Annotated in this window: 14 protein-coding genes and 1 pseudogene; 9 read left to right on the top strand and 6 right to left on the bottom strand. The window is 60.8% G+C overall.

Going from position 1 to position 16920, the window contains the following annotated elements:
- The first annotated feature begins 113 nt into the window (after positions 1 to 113).
- Together nrdF and BA011_RS17365 are read left to right on the top strand one after the other, a co-directional pair.
- On the top strand, positions 114 to 1088 hold the full coding sequence (gene nrdF, locus BA011_RS17370; protein ID WP_065281375.1) for a class 1b ribonucleoside-diphosphate reductase subunit beta: 975 nt from the start codon (positions 114 to 116) through the stop codon (positions 1086 to 1088).
- A gap of 102 nt (positions 1089 to 1190) precedes the next feature.
- The gene (locus BA011_RS17365) at positions 1191 to 2423 is read left to right on the top strand and encodes an adenylate/guanylate cyclase domain-containing protein (protein ID WP_065281374.1); all 1233 of its coding nucleotides are present in this window, start codon (positions 1191 to 1193) and stop codon (positions 2421 to 2423) included.
- 18 nt (positions 2424 to 2441) lie between these two features.
- Here the strand turns inward: BA011_RS17365 and queE are convergent, their stop codons facing one another.
- The 3 genes from queE to queC are packed head-to-tail and all read right to left on the bottom strand — an operon-like array spanning position 2442 to position 4233.
- Positions 2442 to 3170 carry a 7-carboxy-7-deazaguanine synthase QueE gene (queE, locus tag BA011_RS17360; RefSeq protein WP_065281373.1) on the bottom strand — a complete coding sequence of 243 codons (729 nt, stop codon included), beginning with the start codon at positions 3168 to 3170 and terminating at the stop codon, positions 2442 to 2444.
- Positions 3167 to 3523, bottom strand: a complete 357-nt coding sequence (gene queD / locus BA011_RS17355; protein WP_025396142.1) for a 6-carboxytetrahydropterin synthase QueD — start codon at positions 3521 to 3523, stop codon at positions 3167 to 3169. The genes queE and queD overlap by 4 nt, the downstream gene beginning before the upstream one ends.
- Entirely contained in the window at positions 3523 to 4233 is a 711-nt protein-coding gene (gene queC / locus BA011_RS17350) for a 7-cyano-7-deazaguanine synthase QueC (protein WP_065281372.1), read from the bottom strand. The genes queD and queC overlap by 1 nt, the downstream gene beginning before the upstream one ends.
- Positions 4234 to 4637: 404 nt before the next feature.
- On the opposite strand from queC, the gene BA011_RS17345 reads away from it, so the two are divergent.
- The 4 genes from BA011_RS17345 (at position 4638) to BA011_RS17330 (ending at position 9041) form a co-directional block, all read left to right on the top strand.
- Complete coding sequence (locus BA011_RS17345) at positions 4638 to 5897, top strand: ABC transporter substrate-binding protein (RefSeq protein WP_065281371.1); 1260 nt, start codon at positions 4638 to 4640, stop codon at positions 5895 to 5897.
- Between the two features lie 127 nt (positions 5898 to 6024).
- The gene (locus tag BA011_RS17340) at positions 6025 to 6978 is read left to right on the top strand and encodes a carbohydrate ABC transporter permease (protein ID WP_012759101.1); all 954 of its coding nucleotides are present in this window, start codon (positions 6025 to 6027) and stop codon (positions 6976 to 6978) included.
- Positions 6975 to 7922, top strand: a complete 948-nt coding sequence (locus tag BA011_RS17335) for a carbohydrate ABC transporter permease (RefSeq protein WP_065281370.1) — start codon at positions 6975 to 6977, stop codon at positions 7920 to 7922. The genes BA011_RS17340 and BA011_RS17335 overlap by 4 nt, the downstream gene beginning before the upstream one ends.
- 3 nt (positions 7923 to 7925) lie before the next feature.
- Entirely contained in the window at positions 7926 to 9041 is a 1116-nt protein-coding gene (locus tag BA011_RS17330) for an ABC transporter ATP-binding protein (RefSeq protein WP_065281369.1), read from the top strand.
- 110 nt (positions 9042 to 9151) lie between these two features.
- On the opposite strand, the gene BA011_RS17325 is transcribed toward BA011_RS17330, so the two are convergent.
- The 3 genes from BA011_RS17325 to BA011_RS17315 all read right to left on the bottom strand — a co-directional run bounded on the left by BA011_RS17325 (position 9152) and on the right by BA011_RS17315 (position 13513).
- The gene (locus tag BA011_RS17325) at positions 9152 to 11395 is read right to left on the bottom strand and encodes a glycoside hydrolase family 2 protein (RefSeq protein ID WP_065281368.1); all 2244 of its coding nucleotides are present in this window, start codon (positions 11393 to 11395) and stop codon (positions 9152 to 9154) included.
- A gap of 102 nt (positions 11396 to 11497) precedes the next feature.
- Complete coding sequence (locus BA011_RS17320) at positions 11498 to 12496, bottom strand: LacI family DNA-binding transcriptional regulator (protein WP_065281367.1); 999 nt, start codon at positions 12494 to 12496, stop codon at positions 11498 to 11500.
- Positions 12497 to 12505: 9 nt separating this feature from the next.
- Positions 12506 to 13513: a Gfo/Idh/MocA family protein gene (locus BA011_RS17315; protein WP_065281366.1), complete on the bottom strand. Its 1008-nt coding sequence runs from the start codon at positions 13511 to 13513 to the stop codon at positions 12506 to 12508.
- Between the two features lie 203 nt (positions 13514 to 13716).
- Here BA011_RS17315 and BA011_RS17310 point away from each other — a divergent pair, with 203 nt between their 5' ends.
- The 3 genes and pseudogenes from BA011_RS17310 to BA011_RS17300 all read left to right on the top strand — a co-directional run bounded on the left by BA011_RS17310 (position 13717) and on the right by BA011_RS17300 (position 16912).
- A complete protein-coding gene (locus BA011_RS17310; RefSeq protein ID WP_065281365.1) occupies positions 13717 to 15009 on the top strand; it encodes an ABC transporter substrate-binding protein in 1293 nt (430 codons plus the stop codon).
- Positions 15010 to 15115: 106 nt separating this feature from the next.
- Positions 15116 to 15999 (top strand): annotated as a pseudogene (locus BA011_RS17305) (carbohydrate ABC transporter permease).
- A gap of 1 nt (position 16000) precedes the next feature.
- Positions 16001 to 16912 carry a carbohydrate ABC transporter permease gene (locus BA011_RS17300; RefSeq protein WP_065281363.1) on the top strand — a complete coding sequence of 304 codons (912 nt, stop codon included), beginning with the start codon at positions 16001 to 16003 and terminating at the stop codon, positions 16910 to 16912.
- Positions 16913 to 16920 lie beyond the last annotated feature (8 nt).

Genomic DNA, 16920 nt, shown 5'->3' with positions numbered 1-16920 from the left:
CGCCCCGCTGGTGGGGTCCGAAGGACGGGTCGAGACCAGTGGCTCGACCCAGGCAACGGGGCCGGCAGGCGGATGAGGGGCAACTCTGGACACATTTCTCAAGAGGGAACACAATGAACATGCAATTGAAGCCCGCCTCCCGCGTGCGCGCCATCAACTGGAACCGCATCGAGGACGAGAAGGATCTCGAAGTCTGGAATCGGCTCACCGGCAATTTCTGGCTTCCGGAAAAGGTGCCGCTTTCCAACGACATTCCCTCCTGGGCAACGCTGACGGCCGCCGAGCAGCACCTGACCATCCGTGTCTTCACCGGATTGACGCTGCTCGACACGATCCAGAACGGCGTCGGTTCCATCCGGCTGATGGAGGATGCGGTGACGCCGCATGAGGAGGCGGTGCTTTCCAACGTCTCCTTCATGGAGGCTGTGCATGCCCGCTCCTATTCCTCGATCTTCTCGACGCTGTGTTCGACGCCCGATGTCGACGATGCCTATCGCTGGTCGGAGGAGAACGAATTCCTGCAGCGGAAATCGGCGCTGATCATGGAGCGGTATCGCTCCGGCGACCCGTTGAAGAAGAAGGTTGCAAGCGTTTTCCTCGAAAGCTTCCTGTTCTATTCCGGCTTCTACCTGCCGATGTACTGGTCGAGCCGGGCCAAGCTCACCAATACGGCCGATATGATCCGGCTGATCATCCGCGACGAAGCGGTGCACGGCTATTATATCGGCTACAAATTCCAGCGCGGGCTGGAACGCCTCGGCGACGAGCGGAAGCAGGAGATCAAGGATTTCGCCTTCGAGCTGCTGCTCGAGCTCTATGACAACGAGGCAAAATATACCGAAGCGCTCTATGACGGTGTCGGGCTGACCGAGGACGTCAAGAAATTCCTGCACTACAATGCCAACAAGGCGCTGATGAACCTCGGCTATGAGGCGCTGTTCCCGGCAGAGGCTTGCAAGGTCAATCCGGCGATCCTGTCAGCGCTTTCGCCGAATGCCGACGAGAACCACGATTTCTTCTCCGGTTCCGGTTCCTCCTATGTCATCGGCAAGGCTGTCGCGACCGAGGATGAGGATTGGGATTTCTGAGGTTTTATCGAAGTCTGCCCCTTATCATTTGCTTCCCTGTCGCCCACATTCAGCGGAACTGAATTCGATCCTCGCCGATGACGCGGCGTCGCGGAGTTTTTGATGTCGTCTTTTCCAACCAAGGCCGGGACTGCCGTCGAAGCGGACGAAGGCGTCTGGCCGATCCGCAGAAGACGGATTCTCGACTGGCTGGTGAACGAGACGCGTGGCGAGCGTTTCATCGACAACATCCTGGTGGAAATGTGCGAGAAGCTGCTTTCGGCTGGTGTGCCGGTGGCGCGGGCAACCTTGCATTTCAGGACGAACCATCCGCAATGGGTCGGTGCCCGCCTCCTCTGGGAGGAGGGGCTCGCTGAGGCGAAGATCAATACATTTGCCTACGGTGTCGAGAACACGCCGGAATTCCAGCACAGCCCGATCAACGCGATCCATAGTGGTGTAGAGGAGGTGCGCAAACGACTGGAAGGTGCCGCCGACGAGGACCAGTATCCACTCTTTCAAGAACTGCGGGACGACGGGCTGACGGAGTATATCGCCTGGCCGCTCGAACATACCTTCGGCAAACGCCACGTCGTGACATTTTCCACCAACCGGCCGGGCGGTTTTGCGAGCGAGCACGTCGATTTCCTGCGCGATCTGTTGCCGGCCCTGACCCTCGTCAGCGAAATCAGGCTGAAGAATATCATGGCGCGCACGCTGCTGCAGACCTATGTGGGGCCGCATGCGAGCGAACAGATCCTGTCGGGCGTCACGACGCGCGGCAGCGGCGCGACCGTTGGCGCGGCGATCATGATCTGCGACCTGCGCGACTTTACCGCAATCTCCGATCTCTGGCCGCGCGACGACGTCATCCATCTGCTCAACGACTATTTCGACGCCATGTCCGACCCGATCGAACGGCATGGCGGAGAGATCCTGAAGTTCATGGGCGACGGATTGCTGGCGATCTTCCCGTTAGCCAAGGAAACCGCCTGCCTCGATCTGCTGCAGGCGATCCGCGAAGGGCAGACATTGATGGCTGAGCTGAATGAGCAGCACGTGCGCATGGGGCGCGAACCGCTGCGTTATGGCGTCGGCGTGCATGTCGGCGACGTGATGTACGGCAATATCGGCTCGCGTCGGCGGCTGGATTTCACCGTCATCGGCCCGGCGGTCAATGTCGCCTCGCGGCTGGAAAGCCTGACCAAGGAGGTCAAGCGTCCGGTGCTCCTGTCGCGGGCCTTCGTCGAAATGGCGGGCTGCGCGAAAGATATGGACAGTCTCGGCACCTTCCCGCTGCGTGGGCTTGGGGAGCCCGTCGATGTTTTTGCCTTTCCGGAGCGTGTTGCTGCATAATTTTCAGTGCAGGCGAACTCATACTCCTCGTTTGTTTCCCCAGAGCAGCACGTGCAATTGCGGTAGTACGCGGACTTCAAACCATTGGTCGGCCGTCACCCTTTCGACAAGCCAATGCATCCGATCCATCACGCCGTCGATATCAATGCGAGCGTCATCGTTATCGGGTGGCGGCGGCGTGTGATTGCCCGGCTGAAGGAACAACGGAATTTGGGGATAGCGCTGACCCGCCCGTTGGGCGAATGCGTAGTCGGATTCGTCGAAGACGACGATCTTCAATGCGACCTCCGGTCCGCCGGCCGCCAGTTGAAGGCAGTTATCGACCTGATCCCAATCCGTCAGCATGCCGCTTGATGGCGGTTTGGGGCTGATGACCAGGGTGTCGAGATCGCGAAACCAGCCCTGGGCGACGCTCCCCTGTGTCTCCAGGGCAAAGCGATATCCTTGGGAATGACCAAGCTCGATAAGCGGCCTTAAGGGCTGGATTGCCGGATTGCCTCCGGAAAGGGAAACCGTCAGCGGCTTGCCTCCGGAGAGTTTCATGACCTCGTGCCAGATTGCCTCAGTGGACATGGGAATCCATTGATCCCGGAAGGCGCTGTCGACTGCGTGAAGGCTGTCGCACCAGGAGCACCGATAATCACAGCCGCCTGTCCTCACGAACACCGTCGGCAGCCCGATCAAGGCGCCTTCACCCTGTATGGTCGGGCCAAAGATCTCGCTGACGCGAATGGTTCCGCCACTCACGGCCTGTACTCCGCCCAGGTTTTCGGCGTCTCGCTGACGCGAACGGATGATGTCTCCGGGAAGCGCTGCTTGCACCAGTCGTAGAAGTGCCTTGCCAGGAACTCGGAGGTGACTTTCGAATGACCGAAGACGTCGTTCAGGTGACGATGATCGAAAGTTTCGTCGATATAGCGCTTGAGCGGCGAGAGGTCGTGATAGTCACGAACGAAGCCGTCGTCATTCAGGCTTTCCGCAGCCAACTCGACGACGACGATGTAGTTGTGACCGTGGAGCCGGGCACATTGATGCTCGGCCGGCAGGTGATCCAATTGATGGGAGGCGGAGAGATGAAACTCCTTGGTGATGCGATACATCAACGCACCTCCGTGGCCGAGTGTCGCGACACGGCCGCCTTCCAGAAATCCCGGTCTTCGTACTCCGTGGGATCGGGAACGCCGGCAAGATCGAACGCTTCGCGACGTTCCACGCAGGTACCGCAGCGCCCACAGTGGAGCTTGCCGCCTTTGTAGCAGGACCAGGTTTCCGAGAACGGCGTGCCGTGTTTTTCGCCGTCAACCACGATCGCCGCTTTAGGAACATCGACATAGGGTGCAAGCAGTTTCACGCTGGCATAACCTTCCAGCGCTTCGTTCTGCATGCGCTGGAAGGCCTCGATGAAGCCCGGCCGGCAGTCCGGGTAGATGAAGTGGTCGCCGCCGTGCACGGCGACGGCAACGGCATCTGCTTTTTGCGCGGCCGCCAAACCGAACGCGATAGCCAGCATGATGGCATTGCGGTTGGGCACGACGGTGGCCTTCATGGTCTCCTCGGCGTAGTGGCCATCCGGAACCTCGACATTGTCAGTCAGGGCCGATCCGCTGAGATAGCCGCCGATACTGGAGATGTCGATGACATGATGGGGAACGGAGAGCCGAGCGGCACAGCTGGCGGCGAAGTCGAGTTCCTTGCGATGCCGTTGGCCGTAGTCGAAGGAGACGAGACCGATAAGCTGTTTTTCCGCGGCTACCTTGTGGGCAAGCGAAACGGAGTCCAGTCCGCCGGAGCAGACGACGATGGTTTTCATATTTTGGATCCCTTGTTTTGACCGGGTGGGCTGCGACCGGATTACGCGGTGCTTCTAAGACAAATCACGGGTCATGCAAACAGTTTTAAAATGTCGGCCATCACAGCCGAGCGGCTACCCGACCGGAAAGTTGATCTGCGGTGACAGCAGGAGCTGCAGATCCTCGGCCTCCGGATCGTTGCCGTCGTTCCGTTAGCAATCCAAAAATTCGTATGAAATTCAAGCGGATGTCCTAGTAGTCATATTTTTCTCGGGAGTCGAGAAAGGACTTGACGGCAGAAGGCTTATAACGCTTTAAATTGTTAACCGCGCGGAGGAGCGCGGCCGCGTGTTGCCCACTGCAAGGTGGTAAACATCGGGCGGCGGGGAGGGTCCTGCCGCCGATTTTCAATGGGAGGAAATTCATGCGCAAGTTTTTGAGCTCGGCAGCTGTTGCTGTCGTGATGATGGCTGGCCTCAGTGCGGCCCACGCCGCTGACGTGAAGGAAGTGCAGATGCTGCACTGGTGGACGTCAGGCGGCGAGGCAGCGGCACTGAACGTATTGAAGGAGGATCTTTCCAAGGAAGGTTTTGCCTGGAAGGATGTTCCGGTTGCCGGCGGTGGCGGCGATGCGGCGATGACGGCGCTGAAGGCGATGGTGGCGGCAGGCACCTATCCGACGGCCTCGCAGATGCTCGGCTATACCGTGCTCGATTATGCTCAGGCCGGCGTCATGGGCGACCTGACGGAGACGGCCAAGAAGGAAGGCTGGGACAAGTCGGTTCCGGCGGCCCTGCAGAAGTTCTCGGTCTATGACGGCAAGTGGGTTGCAGCCCCGGTCAACGTCCACTCGGTCAACTGGCTGTGGATCAACAAGGCGGTGATGGACAAGATCGGCGGCACTCAGCCGAAGACCTTCGAGGAGCTGATCGCGCTGCTCGACAAGGCCAAGGCTGCCGGCGTCATCCCGCTGGCACTCGGCGGCCAGAACTGGCAGGAAGCGACGATGTTCGATTCCATCGTGCTGTCGACCGGCGGGCCGGAGTTCTACAAGAAGGCCTTCAACGACCTCGACGATGAATCGCTGAAGTCCGACACGATGAAGAAGTCCTTCGATAATCTGGCGACGATCATCAAATATGTCGACCCGAACTTCTCGGGCCGCGACTGGAATCTGGCGACCGCCATGGTCATCAAGGGTGACGCGCTGTTGCAGGTGATGGGCGACTGGGCCAAGGGGGAATTCGTCGCCGCCAAGAAGACGCCGGACACCGACTTCCTGTGCTACCGCTTCCCGGGCACCGACGGCAGCGTGGTCTACAACTCCGACATGTTCGGCATGTTCAACGTCCCCGACGACCGCAAGGCGGCCCAGGTGGCGCTGGCAACGGCAACGCTGTCGAAGAGCTTCCAGTCGGCCTTCAACGTCGTCAAGGGTTCGGTGCCGGCCCGTACCGACGTTCCCGATACCGACTTCGATGCCTGCGGCAAGAAGGGTATCGCCGATCTGAAGGCAGCCAACGAAGGCGGCACGCTGTTCGGCTCGCTGGCGCAAGGTTACGGCGCACCGCCTGCCATCGCCAATGCCTATAAGGATGTCGTCTCGAAGTTCGTCCATGGCCAGATCAAGACCTCCGACGAAGCCGTCAAGCAGCTCGTCCAGGCGATCGACGACGCCCGCTGAGACCATTTGTGATGACAATGCTTCCCCGCCTGCTGGCGGGGAAGCTTCAGGCTCCGCGCCGATCATGCAGGGATGATCATGCAGGGCCGATTGCCCGGACGATTATGCAGGCAGGAGATGACATTCCATGAGCACTGTTGCGACCACCGATCCGGTTCTGACACCGAGGCAATCGACGGGGATCTCGTTGAGGGGGCGGCTGCAGGATGCGCTGCCGAAGATCGTGCTGGCGCCGAGCTTCGTCATCACCATCATCTTCGTCTACGGCTTCATCGTCTGGACGGCCTATCTGTCGTTCACCAATTCCAAGACCTTTCCCTCCTATGCGCTGACCGGAGCACGCGCCTATCAGCGGCTGTGGCGCTGGACCTTCGAGAGCGATCCGCCGTCGTCCTGGTATACCTCGATCACCAACATGGCGATCTTCGGCTTCCTCTATATCGGCATCTGCCTGGCACTCGGTCTGTTCCTCGCCATCCTGCTCGACCAGAAGATCCGCGGCGAGAGCGTGTTGCGGCCGATCTTCCTCTATCCGATGGCGCTCTCCTTCATCGTCACAGGCGTTGCCTGGAAATGGTTCCTCGATCCCGGCCTCGGGCTGGAACAGACGCTGCATCATTTTGGCTGGACCAGCTTCCACTTCGACTGGATCAAGAACAAGGACTTCGTCATCTACACCGTCGTCATCGCCGGTGTCTGGCAGGCGTCCGGCTTCGTCATGGCGATGTTCCTGGCGGGACTGCGCGGCATCGACGGCGAGATCATGAAGGCCGCCCAGATCGATGGCGCTTCTGCCTTCCAGCTCTATCGGCGCATCGTCATTCCGCTGCTGCGGCCGATCTTTCTCTCCGCCTTCATCGTGCTCGCCCATATGGCGATCAAGTCCTACGACCTGGTGGTGGCGCTGACCTCGGGCGGCCCCGGCGGCTCGGCCTGGCTGCCGTCCAATTTCATGTATGAATACACCTTCAAGCGCAACGAGATGGCCGTCGGCTCGGCCAGCGCCATCATCATGCTGATGACGATCTCGGCGATCATCGTTCCCTATCTCTATTCCGAACTGAAGGAGAAGGCGCGATGAGTGCGATCTTCTCACCGACAGCCGACAGGGCGCAGAACAGCAACAACACCCGCTGGATCGGCCGCACCGTCATCTACGGCCTGCTGCTGATCTTTGCCGTCCTTTATCTGATGCCGCTCTTCGTCATGCTGACCACCTCGTTCAAGACCATGGACGAGATCCAGAACGGCAACATGCTGGCGCTGCCGCAAGCGCCGACCTTCGATCCCTGGATCAAGGCCTGGGGCGAGACCTGCGTCGGGCTCACCTGCGCCGGCATCAAGGGCTACTTCTGGAACTCGATCAAGATGGTGGTGCCGGCAGTGGCGATCTCCACCATTATGGGCGCGCTCAACGGTTATGTGCTGACCAAATGGCGCTTTCCCGGCCATACGCTGGTGTTCGGGCTGATGCTGTTTGCCTGCTTCATTCCGTTCCAGTCGGTGCTGTTGCCGATGGCAACGATCCTCGGCTCGCTCGGCCGCTTCGGCATGACGCTGCAGAATGCCACGGGCCTGAGCTTCGGCTTCGGCAATCCGACGGTCAATCTGGTCTTCGTGCATGTCGTCTATGGCCTCGGCTTCACGACGCTGTTCTTCCGCAACTTCTACGAGGCCTTTCCGACCGAGCTGGTGCGGGCCGCCCAGGTCGATGGCGCCAGCTTCTTCCAGATCTTCCGGCGCATCATGCTGCCGAACTCGTTGCCGATCATCGTCGTCACCGTCATCTACCAGTTCACCAATATCTGGAACGACTTCCTGTTTGCGTCTGCCTATGCCGGCACCGGTGAATCGATGCCGATGACGGTGGCGCTGAACAATGTCGTCAACACCTCGACGGGCGTCGTCGAATACAATGTCAACATGGCGGCGGCGATGATCGCCGCCGTGCCGACGCTCATCGTCTATATCCTCGCCGGCCGCTACTTCGTGCGCGGTCTGATGGCGGGCGCTGTCAAAGGGTAATCCATGGCCTTCCTCGAAATCTCCGGTCTCAAAAAACGCTTCGGCGCCGTCGACATTCTCAAGGGGATCGACCTCGAACTCGAAAAGGGCGGCTTTCTCGTGCTGGTCGGCCCGTCCGGCTGCGGCAAGTCCACCCTGCTCAACACCATTGCCGGGCTGGAGACGATCACCTCTGGCGATATCAGGATCGACGGGCGCGATATCAGCGGCCTGCATCCCTCCAAGCGCGACATCGCCATGGTGTTCCAGTCCTATGCGCTCTATCCGAACATGACGGTGGCGGGCAACATCGCCTTCGGCATGGAGATCCGCGGCGTTCCGAAGGAGGAGCGTGCCAGGGCGATTGCCCAGGTCTCCGACATGCTGCAGATCGGCCATCTGCTCGACCGCAAGCCGAGCCAGCTCTCCGGCGGCCAGCGCCAGCGTGTCGCCATGGGGAGAGCGCTGGTGCGCAATCCGCAGGTCTTCCTGTTCGACGAGCCGCTCTCCAACCTCGATGCCAAGCTGCGCGTCGACATGCGCACCGAGATCAAGCGGCTGCATCAGCGCATGGGCACCACCTTCGTCTATGTCACCCATGACCAGATCGAGGCGATGACGCTGGCGACCAAGATCGCCGTGCTGAAGGACGGCGTGCTGCAGCAGTTCGGCACGCCGGCCGAGATCTATAACAGCCCGTCCAATATCTTCGTCGCCGACTTCATGGGATCGCCGGCGATGAACCTCTTGAACGCCACGGTCGAAAACGGCGCCGGCGGGCTGGAAGTCTCGCTGGAGCGGCCGAATGCTGCCCCGCTGAGATTGCCCGTCATCTCAGGCAATGACGGCCTGACCGCCTATACCGGCAGACAGGTGATCTTCGGCATCCGCCCGGAGGCGCTGACCGATCCCGATGGCGCCGACCGCAAGGCGCGCTCGCTGACCGAGGGTGATTGCCTGATCGAGGTGGTGGAACCGGCCGGCTCCGACACCTTCGCCGTCACCAAGCTCGGCGGCAAATCCGTCGTCGCCCGCCTGCGCGCCGATACCGGCATCGCTCCAGGACAAAACACCCGCCTTGCCTTCAATCTCGACAAGGCGGTGTTCTTCGATCCCAATAGCCAAGCGCGGATCGCTTGACGACCGTTAGAGCGCCGCGCGTCTCGAAAGATGCGCTAAGGACGCTCTAACACTTTGAGTTTGCGCATAATTCCTTTCCGAAAATCGATTTCGATTTTCGGGGTTATGCGCTAGGCAGCCGTCACGCCGAGCGTCACCGGCGCGAAACGCGTGGAAACCGCTTCGACGGTGATCTCGCCGGTGAACCCCGTCGCCTCCAGCCAGAAGCCGGCGGTGCCGCCCTGCAGTGGCACATTGGTCGGGCCGACGATCTTTGCCGGGCCATGAACCTTCAGCGAAATACTGTCGTTCATGAAGGGCAGGCGCTGGCCGCGCTGGTCGAGGGCGCGGATGACGACGCGCGTGCTGTCGCGTTCACGGGCTTTCAACGTCGAGCTATCGGCAACCACTTCCAGGGTCGTCGGCAACGGATCGGCTGCCAGCGTCAGGCTGGCCACCGGCTCGCCGCCGATATAACCGGTGAAGGTGCCGTCGATCCATTCGAGACCCCAGGTGCCAAGCTCATCGGCGGTAAAGTGCCGATGGTCGAGTACGACCGGCGGATGCGGCAGATGCGGGTAGTTCTCGCGGTCCGGACCGATGCGCTTGCTAAGCGAGCCATATTGCAGCTCCACCTCGTCGCAGTTGGTCAGGATGATCAGCGGCAGCACGCCGCCGATATTGCGTTCGCCGCGCGCCCAGAAGGTCGCCGGCTTCATGACGATCTCCTCGGAAGGGTCGCACTGGCTGATATAGGCATAGGCCGCAAATTTCGGCTCGCGGAACATGTCCATGACGCCGTGATAGCAAATGCGGTCGCCGGAGCCGAAATCCTTGTGGGTGTTGTAATCGAACATGCACCAGCCGATGGCGCCGGAGATATCGGGATCGCCATAGGCGGCATTCAGCACTTCCAGGTGACGGCGCACATGCTCGGCCTGACGCTGCTCCTGGTCATAAATCTTCGTCGGGTGCATGTGGCCGTTGAACTCGGTGATGAGGTACGGCACCTTGTGCGACAGTCCGGTATTTTCCTGCTGGGCGCGCAGTGCGGTGCGCGGGCGGTTGGCGCCCGGCAGTTCCTCGTTGCCGAGGATGAAGTCGTTCATCGTATAGACGTCTTCGAGCAGTTCGCTCTCGGTGAGATAACGGACGCCACCGGTCTGGCGGGTGCTGTCGAGTTCGCGGGCCAACCGATTGGTCTCGGCGTAGAAATCGTGATTATCCTGCGATTCGTTGATGCGCACGCCCCAGATGATGATCGAGGGATGGTTCCAGTCGCGCTCGATCATGCGGCGGACGTTTTCGATCGATTCCTGTTGCCAGTCGGCATCGCCGATATGCTGCCAGCCCGGGATCTCCTCGAAAACCAGCAGACCGATAGCGTCGCATCGGTCGAGGAACCATTTCGACTGCGGATAATGCGAGGTGCGGACGATATTGCACTTCAGCACCGTCTTCATGATGTCGGCGTCGCGCTCCTGGGCGGAGCGGCCGGCGGCATAACCGATATAGGGGAAGGCCTGGTGGCGGTTGAGGCCGCGCAGCTTCAGCGGCTTGCCGTTGAGGAGAAAACCTTCCGGCGTGAATTCGGCGGTGCGGAAGCCGAACCTGGTCGAGACACGGTCGGAGCCGTGTTCGGTCCTGAGCTCGACGGTGACGTCATAGAGCGTGGGATCGGTGATGTCCCAGAGGGCGATGCCGGTGAGGCCGCCAAAGGAGAGCGTGGTGCGGCTGCCGATCGTTTCGGTCGCGGCGGTGGCGACCACCGTGCCGTCGGCCTGCTTCAGCGTGGCGGTGACGGTCGCCGAGAAGCTGCGGCCCTCGGGATTGGCGATGTCGACGCGTATGGTCGCCGATTTCTCAGGGCGGAGAACGTCTGTGGTTTCGATCTTGAGATTGCGGATCGAGACCGGGTCGGTGACCTTCAGCCAGACATCGCGGTAGATGCCGGCATAGGTCAGATAATCGATGCGGCCGCCGAAAGGCGGAATGTCGGGGTTTTCGCTGCCGTCGATCTTGACGGTGACGAGGTTCTCGCCCTTGACGAGCTTGCCGGTGAGGCGGGCCTCGAAGGGGGTGTAGCCGTCCTTGTGGGCAATGATTTCTTCGCCGTTCAGATAGACGACACTGTCGGCCATGGCGGCGTCGAAGACGAGCGAAACCTCGCGGCCCTCGAATTCTGGCAGCCAGCGCAGCACCTTCTGATAGGTGAAGGCGCGCTGATAACTGGTCTCGTCGAAATAGCTGAAGGGCAGTTCGACGGCGGTATGCGGCAGGCTGACCGACTTGGCCGCATCGAAAGCTTCGAGCAAACGCTGGCCGAAGCCCTCGTGGAAACTCCAGCCTTCATTGAAGGAAACGACGGAACGCATTTCAGGCTCTCCCGGTTCCGGCATCAGGGACGGTGCGGCGCCTTTCGGCGCGTGAAAATTGAGTCATCGTATTCCTCCTTGATGCAATGGGTATGCGAGCTGTCAGGCGGTCGAGCCCCAGCGGGCAGTGCAGGTGAGCGTGATGCTGTGCGGGCCTTCGATCTCGGCGTCATGGCGTTCGATCAATTCGACGACGGCATCGATGAAGGCGACGTGGTCGAGGCTCAGCGTGGTGAGGTCGTTGCAATCCCAGGCGGCCATGGCGATGCCGTCCTGGCCGACGATGGCGATATCATCAGGCGTGTTCTTGCCGAGCACCCGCCGGGCCGCATCGCGTGCGCCGATCGCCATGACGTCGTTGCCGCAGATGATGGCGTCGACCTTGTCCCGGTGCAGCAGCAGCACAGCTTCCTTGAAGCCGGAATCATAGGAGTAGTCACCGAAGGCCTGCGCCTCGAAGGCGAGGCCGCGCCTGGTTAGCGCATCGGCGAACCATTTGCGCCTGAGCTTGTCGATCCAGCTGGAATTGGTGCCGGAGAGGTAGGCGAAGCGCTTCTTACCGTCGCGGACGATCTTGTCGATGATCTCGTCGGCGGCCTCAGCGCCTTCGATGCGGATGCTGGAGACGTTTTCGTTGTCGAGCGGTTCGAAGGAGACGATGATCGGCTTCGTCGTGTGGAAGATATCGACGGCATCTTGCATCGACACCATGTCGGAGAAGACGACGACGTGATCGACCTGATAGGTGGAGGCAAGGCGCATCAGCTGCAGCCGGTCGGAATGATCGGCGCAGCAGAGGATGATCGGCAGCAATTGTCTTGCCTGCAGGCGGTGGACGAGAAGCTGTTGTTCCTCGGCCTCGCAAGGGTTGCCGATCGCATTGACGACCAGGGCGACGAGCCGCGAGCGCTGGTTGTTCAGCGAGCGGGCGATCGCGTTCGGCTGGTAGCCATGTTCACGGGCGACGGCGAGGATGCGGTCGCGGGTGGCGCTGCCGATGCGTGAATCCGGCGAGAAGGCGCGGGAAATGGTGGCGGAGGAGACGCCGGCGAGTTTCGCCAGTTCCTTCGAAGTGATCCGCCGTCTGTTCATTCCGCTCATCTTCAGCGCCTATTGGGCGACGATCCTGACGGAAGCGCCGTCGGCCGCTGCCGATTCCTTAATTGCATCCCATAGCCTAGCGAATCTGAGGCCCATTTCAACGGAGCCGGAGTTTTCCATCTTTCCCTCGCGAATGGCGAGGAAATTCTTCATCGGGTTGCCGAGAATCTCGGCTTCCTCGCGCGGCTCGGCGGTACGGCCGACACTGATCTCGCGCCAGCCGCCCCAGGCGTCGATGCGCACGATCGCCTTCGAATAGAAGAAGGTGATGTAGGAGGCGCAGCCCGGAGGGCCTTCGCCGGCGGCCGTCAGTGTCACCAGCGCGCCGTTCTTCAGCCGGGCGGAGACGGCGGTGGCAATATCGACCTGTCTGCCGTGATTGTTCATATAGGCCGAGACGCTGTCGAAATCGGAATTGGCGAGCAGGCAGACGGTGTTCATCATATGGGCGCCGGTATCGAACATGAAGCCGCCGCCGGAGATGTCAGGCTGCTGCTTCCAGTGGCCGTCATAATTGGACGACCAGCTTTCCCAGATCATGCCCGATATGGCGATCAGCTCGCCGAATTCGCCGGCGAGCGCCCGCCGGCGCGTGTCGAGCACCAGCGGCGACAGGCCGCCCTGGAAGGCGGTGACGATGGTGACGCCGCTCTTTTTCTGTGCGGCGATCAGCCTCTCGGCCTCAGCAACCGTCGTCACCATCGGCTTTTCCAGGAAGAGGTCGAGGCCGGCCTCGGCGACGGTGGTTGCCTGCTCGGCATGGAAGGCGTGCGGGGTCGAGACGTAGACGATGTCGAGTTCGCCCCGGCATTCGGCAAGCATCTGGCGATAATCCTCGAAGCCCTTCGGTTCGGGTGCGCCGGCGGCGAGGCAGACGTCGATCAGGCGCTGGCGCGACGCCGCCGTGGTGTCGGCGAGTGAAGCAAATTCGATCTCCGGCATCTTGACCCAGCTCTCGGCATATTCCGCCGCCTTCAAGCCAGCGCCGATGACGCCGAGGCGCAATTTCCTAGTCATGAAAATTCCTCCCTGAATATACTGTGCACACGATTACACAAACGGTATGGTGATAGCAATATATAAATAAATAAGTAAAATCAGCATATTAAAACTTGAGCGCGAATCTTTTAAAAAACCGTCTTGTCAGTATTTGGAATGCGTGTACATTTTCACGACCGGTGCTGGAGGGCGCCGTGTCTCTACAAAAGGGAGGACTTCCGTTGAAGAAAATGGTTCTTGGCGGCCTATGCGCCATTCTGCTGAGCGCGGTTTCGACGCTGGCACAGGCAGAAACAATCCGAATTGCAAATCATGGTCAGGCCGGCATCGATGCGATGAAGTCGACGGTCGAGCGGATCGAAAAGAAATATGGCGTCACCGTCGAGGTCATCGAATATCCGGCACCCGACAAGGATTATCTGACCAAGCTCCTGACCGAGCTCGGCGCCGGCAACGCGCCCGACCTGTTCTCCATCCCGACGACGGCTGCCGTCGCCGACATGGTGGAAGCCGGTTACCTCGCGCCTGTTACCAAGGAGTTCAAGGCCTGGGACGGCTACGCCAACCTTTATGACGTCGCCAAGGAGCTTGCCGTCAGCCCGGATGGCGAAACCTATGTGATGCCGTTCATGCTCGGCATTCAGGAAATCTATTACCGCAAGGACGTTCTCGAAAAAGCCGGCATCTCCACCGAGCAGCCGAAGACCTGGCAGGAACTTCTCGACCGCGCGGCCGAGATCAAGCAGAAGACCGGCGCCTACGGCCTACTCTTTCCGGCCGGCGTTTCCTGGGGAAGCGGCGCCTTCGACGAAGGCTTCCAGCACCTGCTCGTCGGTTCCAAGACGCCGCAGCTGGTCGATGCCGACGGCAAGCTCGATCTGAATGGCGAAGGCATCAAGGATGTCTTCAACGTCTACAAGGAACTGATCGACAAGGATCTGATGCCGACGCAGCCGTTGCTCGGGCCCGAGCCCTGGGTCGTGCCGAAGTACCAGATGTTCCCGGAAGGCAAGCTCGCCGCGACCACCTGCGGCTCCTGGTGCTATATTTTCGATTGGGGTCGCGAAAGCAAGAACCCGATCCCTGACGTGACGAAGGTGGTCGGCACCTGGACGGTTCCCGGCCAGAGCAGCGGCCAGTATGTGCTTGCCAATCTCGCTGCGCCGTGGGCCGTCAATTCCAAGTCAGACAATACGGAACTGGCGATCAAGGCGCTGATGGAGATCGGCTCGATCGAGACGCAGGTTTCCTACGCCGCCCGCATCGGCAACATCCCGGCCAGCAAGGATGCGGCTGACAATGCCGAGTTCCAGAAGCTGACGGAACTGGTTCCGATCCATGCCGCGGCCGGGAACGGCGTCTTCCTGAAGCAGGCCTCCGGTTTCGGTACGGTCTCGGAAGGTGTCGCGCGCGCCACCGAAGCGCTGCTGCGCAAGGAAACCGATGCCGCCGGCGCCCAGAAGATCCTTGTCGACTACGTCAAGGAAACGCTCGGCGACGACATGGTCAAGTAAGCTCCGGCACCCTCTCTTCCGCCACGACGGGGACGCGGCGCCAACGCCCGCGTCTTCCCACTTTCATTCGATAAGCCGGTTCCATCGATAAGGTTTGTGAGCTTCCATGGCCCGAAACTCTCATGAAAAGCGCGCCGAGCGGCAATGGCTGCTGATCTGCCCTCGCTGGTGCTGCTTCTGGCCTTCGTCATCTATCCGGCCCTCTATTCGATCTATCTGAGCTTCACCAACGAGGCGCTGACCGGGGCCGCGGCCCTTCGGCCCCGTTTCGTTGGTTTCAGGAATTACACGCGGCTTTTCAACGACGCGAAGTTCTGGAATTCGCTGCTCGTCACCTTCGTCTTCGTCATCGGTTCGGCGGTGATCGGCCAGTTCGTGTTCGGCCTGATCTCGGCAATTGCGCTGCGCCGACCGATCCGCTTTCGGCGGGTGTTTTCGTCGATCATCCTGTTGCCGAATGCAGCCCCTGAGGTCGTCGCCGGTTTCATGTGGATCTCGATGCTGGCAGGCGGCGACAATGCCACACTCAGCCGCATCGTCAGTTTTTTCGGCATCACGCCGGCCGACTGGCTGCAGGTCTTCCCGCTGTCGATGATCATCGTCGTCAACACCTGGCGCGGCATCGCCACGGCGATGATCCTGCTGACGGCCGGCCTCAGCACCATTCCAGCGGAGATCTACGAGGCGGCGCGCATGGACGGCGCCACCCCGTCGCAGATGTTCCGCCGCATCACCCTGCCGCTGATGATGCCGACGATCCTGCTCTATATGCTGATCTCGGCTGTCTCCACCATCGCCGTCTTCGGCCTCGTCTATGCGCTGACGCGCGGCGGGCCGGGCGGGGCGACCGAGGTCGTCAGCATCTATATCTACAACCAGTCCTTCACGTCGTTCCAGCTGGGTTATGGTGCTGCGGTCGCCGTCGTCGCGCTCGTCATCTCGCTGATATTAGGCATCGCCTATGTCCGGGCTATGAAGGTGGAGGTTTGACATGGCCGTCGTTTCCCCAAGCGAAACTGCAAACAAGGGTCGATCCGATCTCATCGCCTATGCGATCCTGTCGCTGATCTCGATCTTCTGCGCGATACCCTTTTTCTGGGTGCTGATCGCCTCGTTCGACGGCAATGCCCAGCTCTTCCTGCGCTGGCCGGAACAGTGGACCTTCGCCAACTATATCAGGGTTTTTACCAAGGAGGACGGGGCGAAGTGGCTGTTCAACTCGCTCTTCGTGGTCGCTAGCGCGACGCTGCTCGTCATGGTGCTTTCGGGGCTCGGCGGTTATGCGCTGTCGCGCACCCGGGCATGGTGGAAGCTACCCTTCCTCTACGCAATCCTGCTCATCCGCGTGCTGCCGCCGACCGCACTTATCGTGCCGCTCTACAAGTTCCTGCTGACGCTGAACAATGCGGAGGCGGCGCTGCTGCGGCCGATCTTCGGCAGCTATACCCGCGACATCATGCGCTGGACCGGCTTCATCGACGGGTATCTCGGGCTGATCTTGGTGCTTGCGACAATGCAATTGCCGCTGGCGCTCTGGATCATGAAGACCTTCTTCGACGGGCTGCCGAAGGACTACGAGGAGGCGGCGCTGATGGATGGGGCGACACTCATCCAGCGCATCCGCCGGGTGTTGATCCCGCTGGCGCTGCCCGGGCTTGCCGCTGCCGGGCTGTTCGCCTTCATGTCGGCCTGGGGCGATTTCCTGCTGCCGCTGATCTTCCTGTCGTCGCCGGAGCTGCAGACGCTGCCGCTCGGTCTTTTCCGCGCCTTCCTGCGCATCAACGAGATCGATTACGGCCTGCTGACGGCGCTGGCATTCATCTATCTGCTGCCCGCCGTCGTCGCCTTCGGTTTTGCGCGGCGCTTCCTCGTCCAGACGTTTTCGGGCGGCGTGAAGGGCTGAGATCAAGA

It is taken from the genome of Rhizobium leguminosarum (genome assembly GCF_001679785.1).
Taxonomy (GTDB): domain Bacteria; phylum Pseudomonadota; class Alphaproteobacteria; order Rhizobiales; family Rhizobiaceae; genus Rhizobium; species Rhizobium leguminosarum_R.
This window is presented reverse-complemented; position numbering and strand designations above follow the sequence as displayed.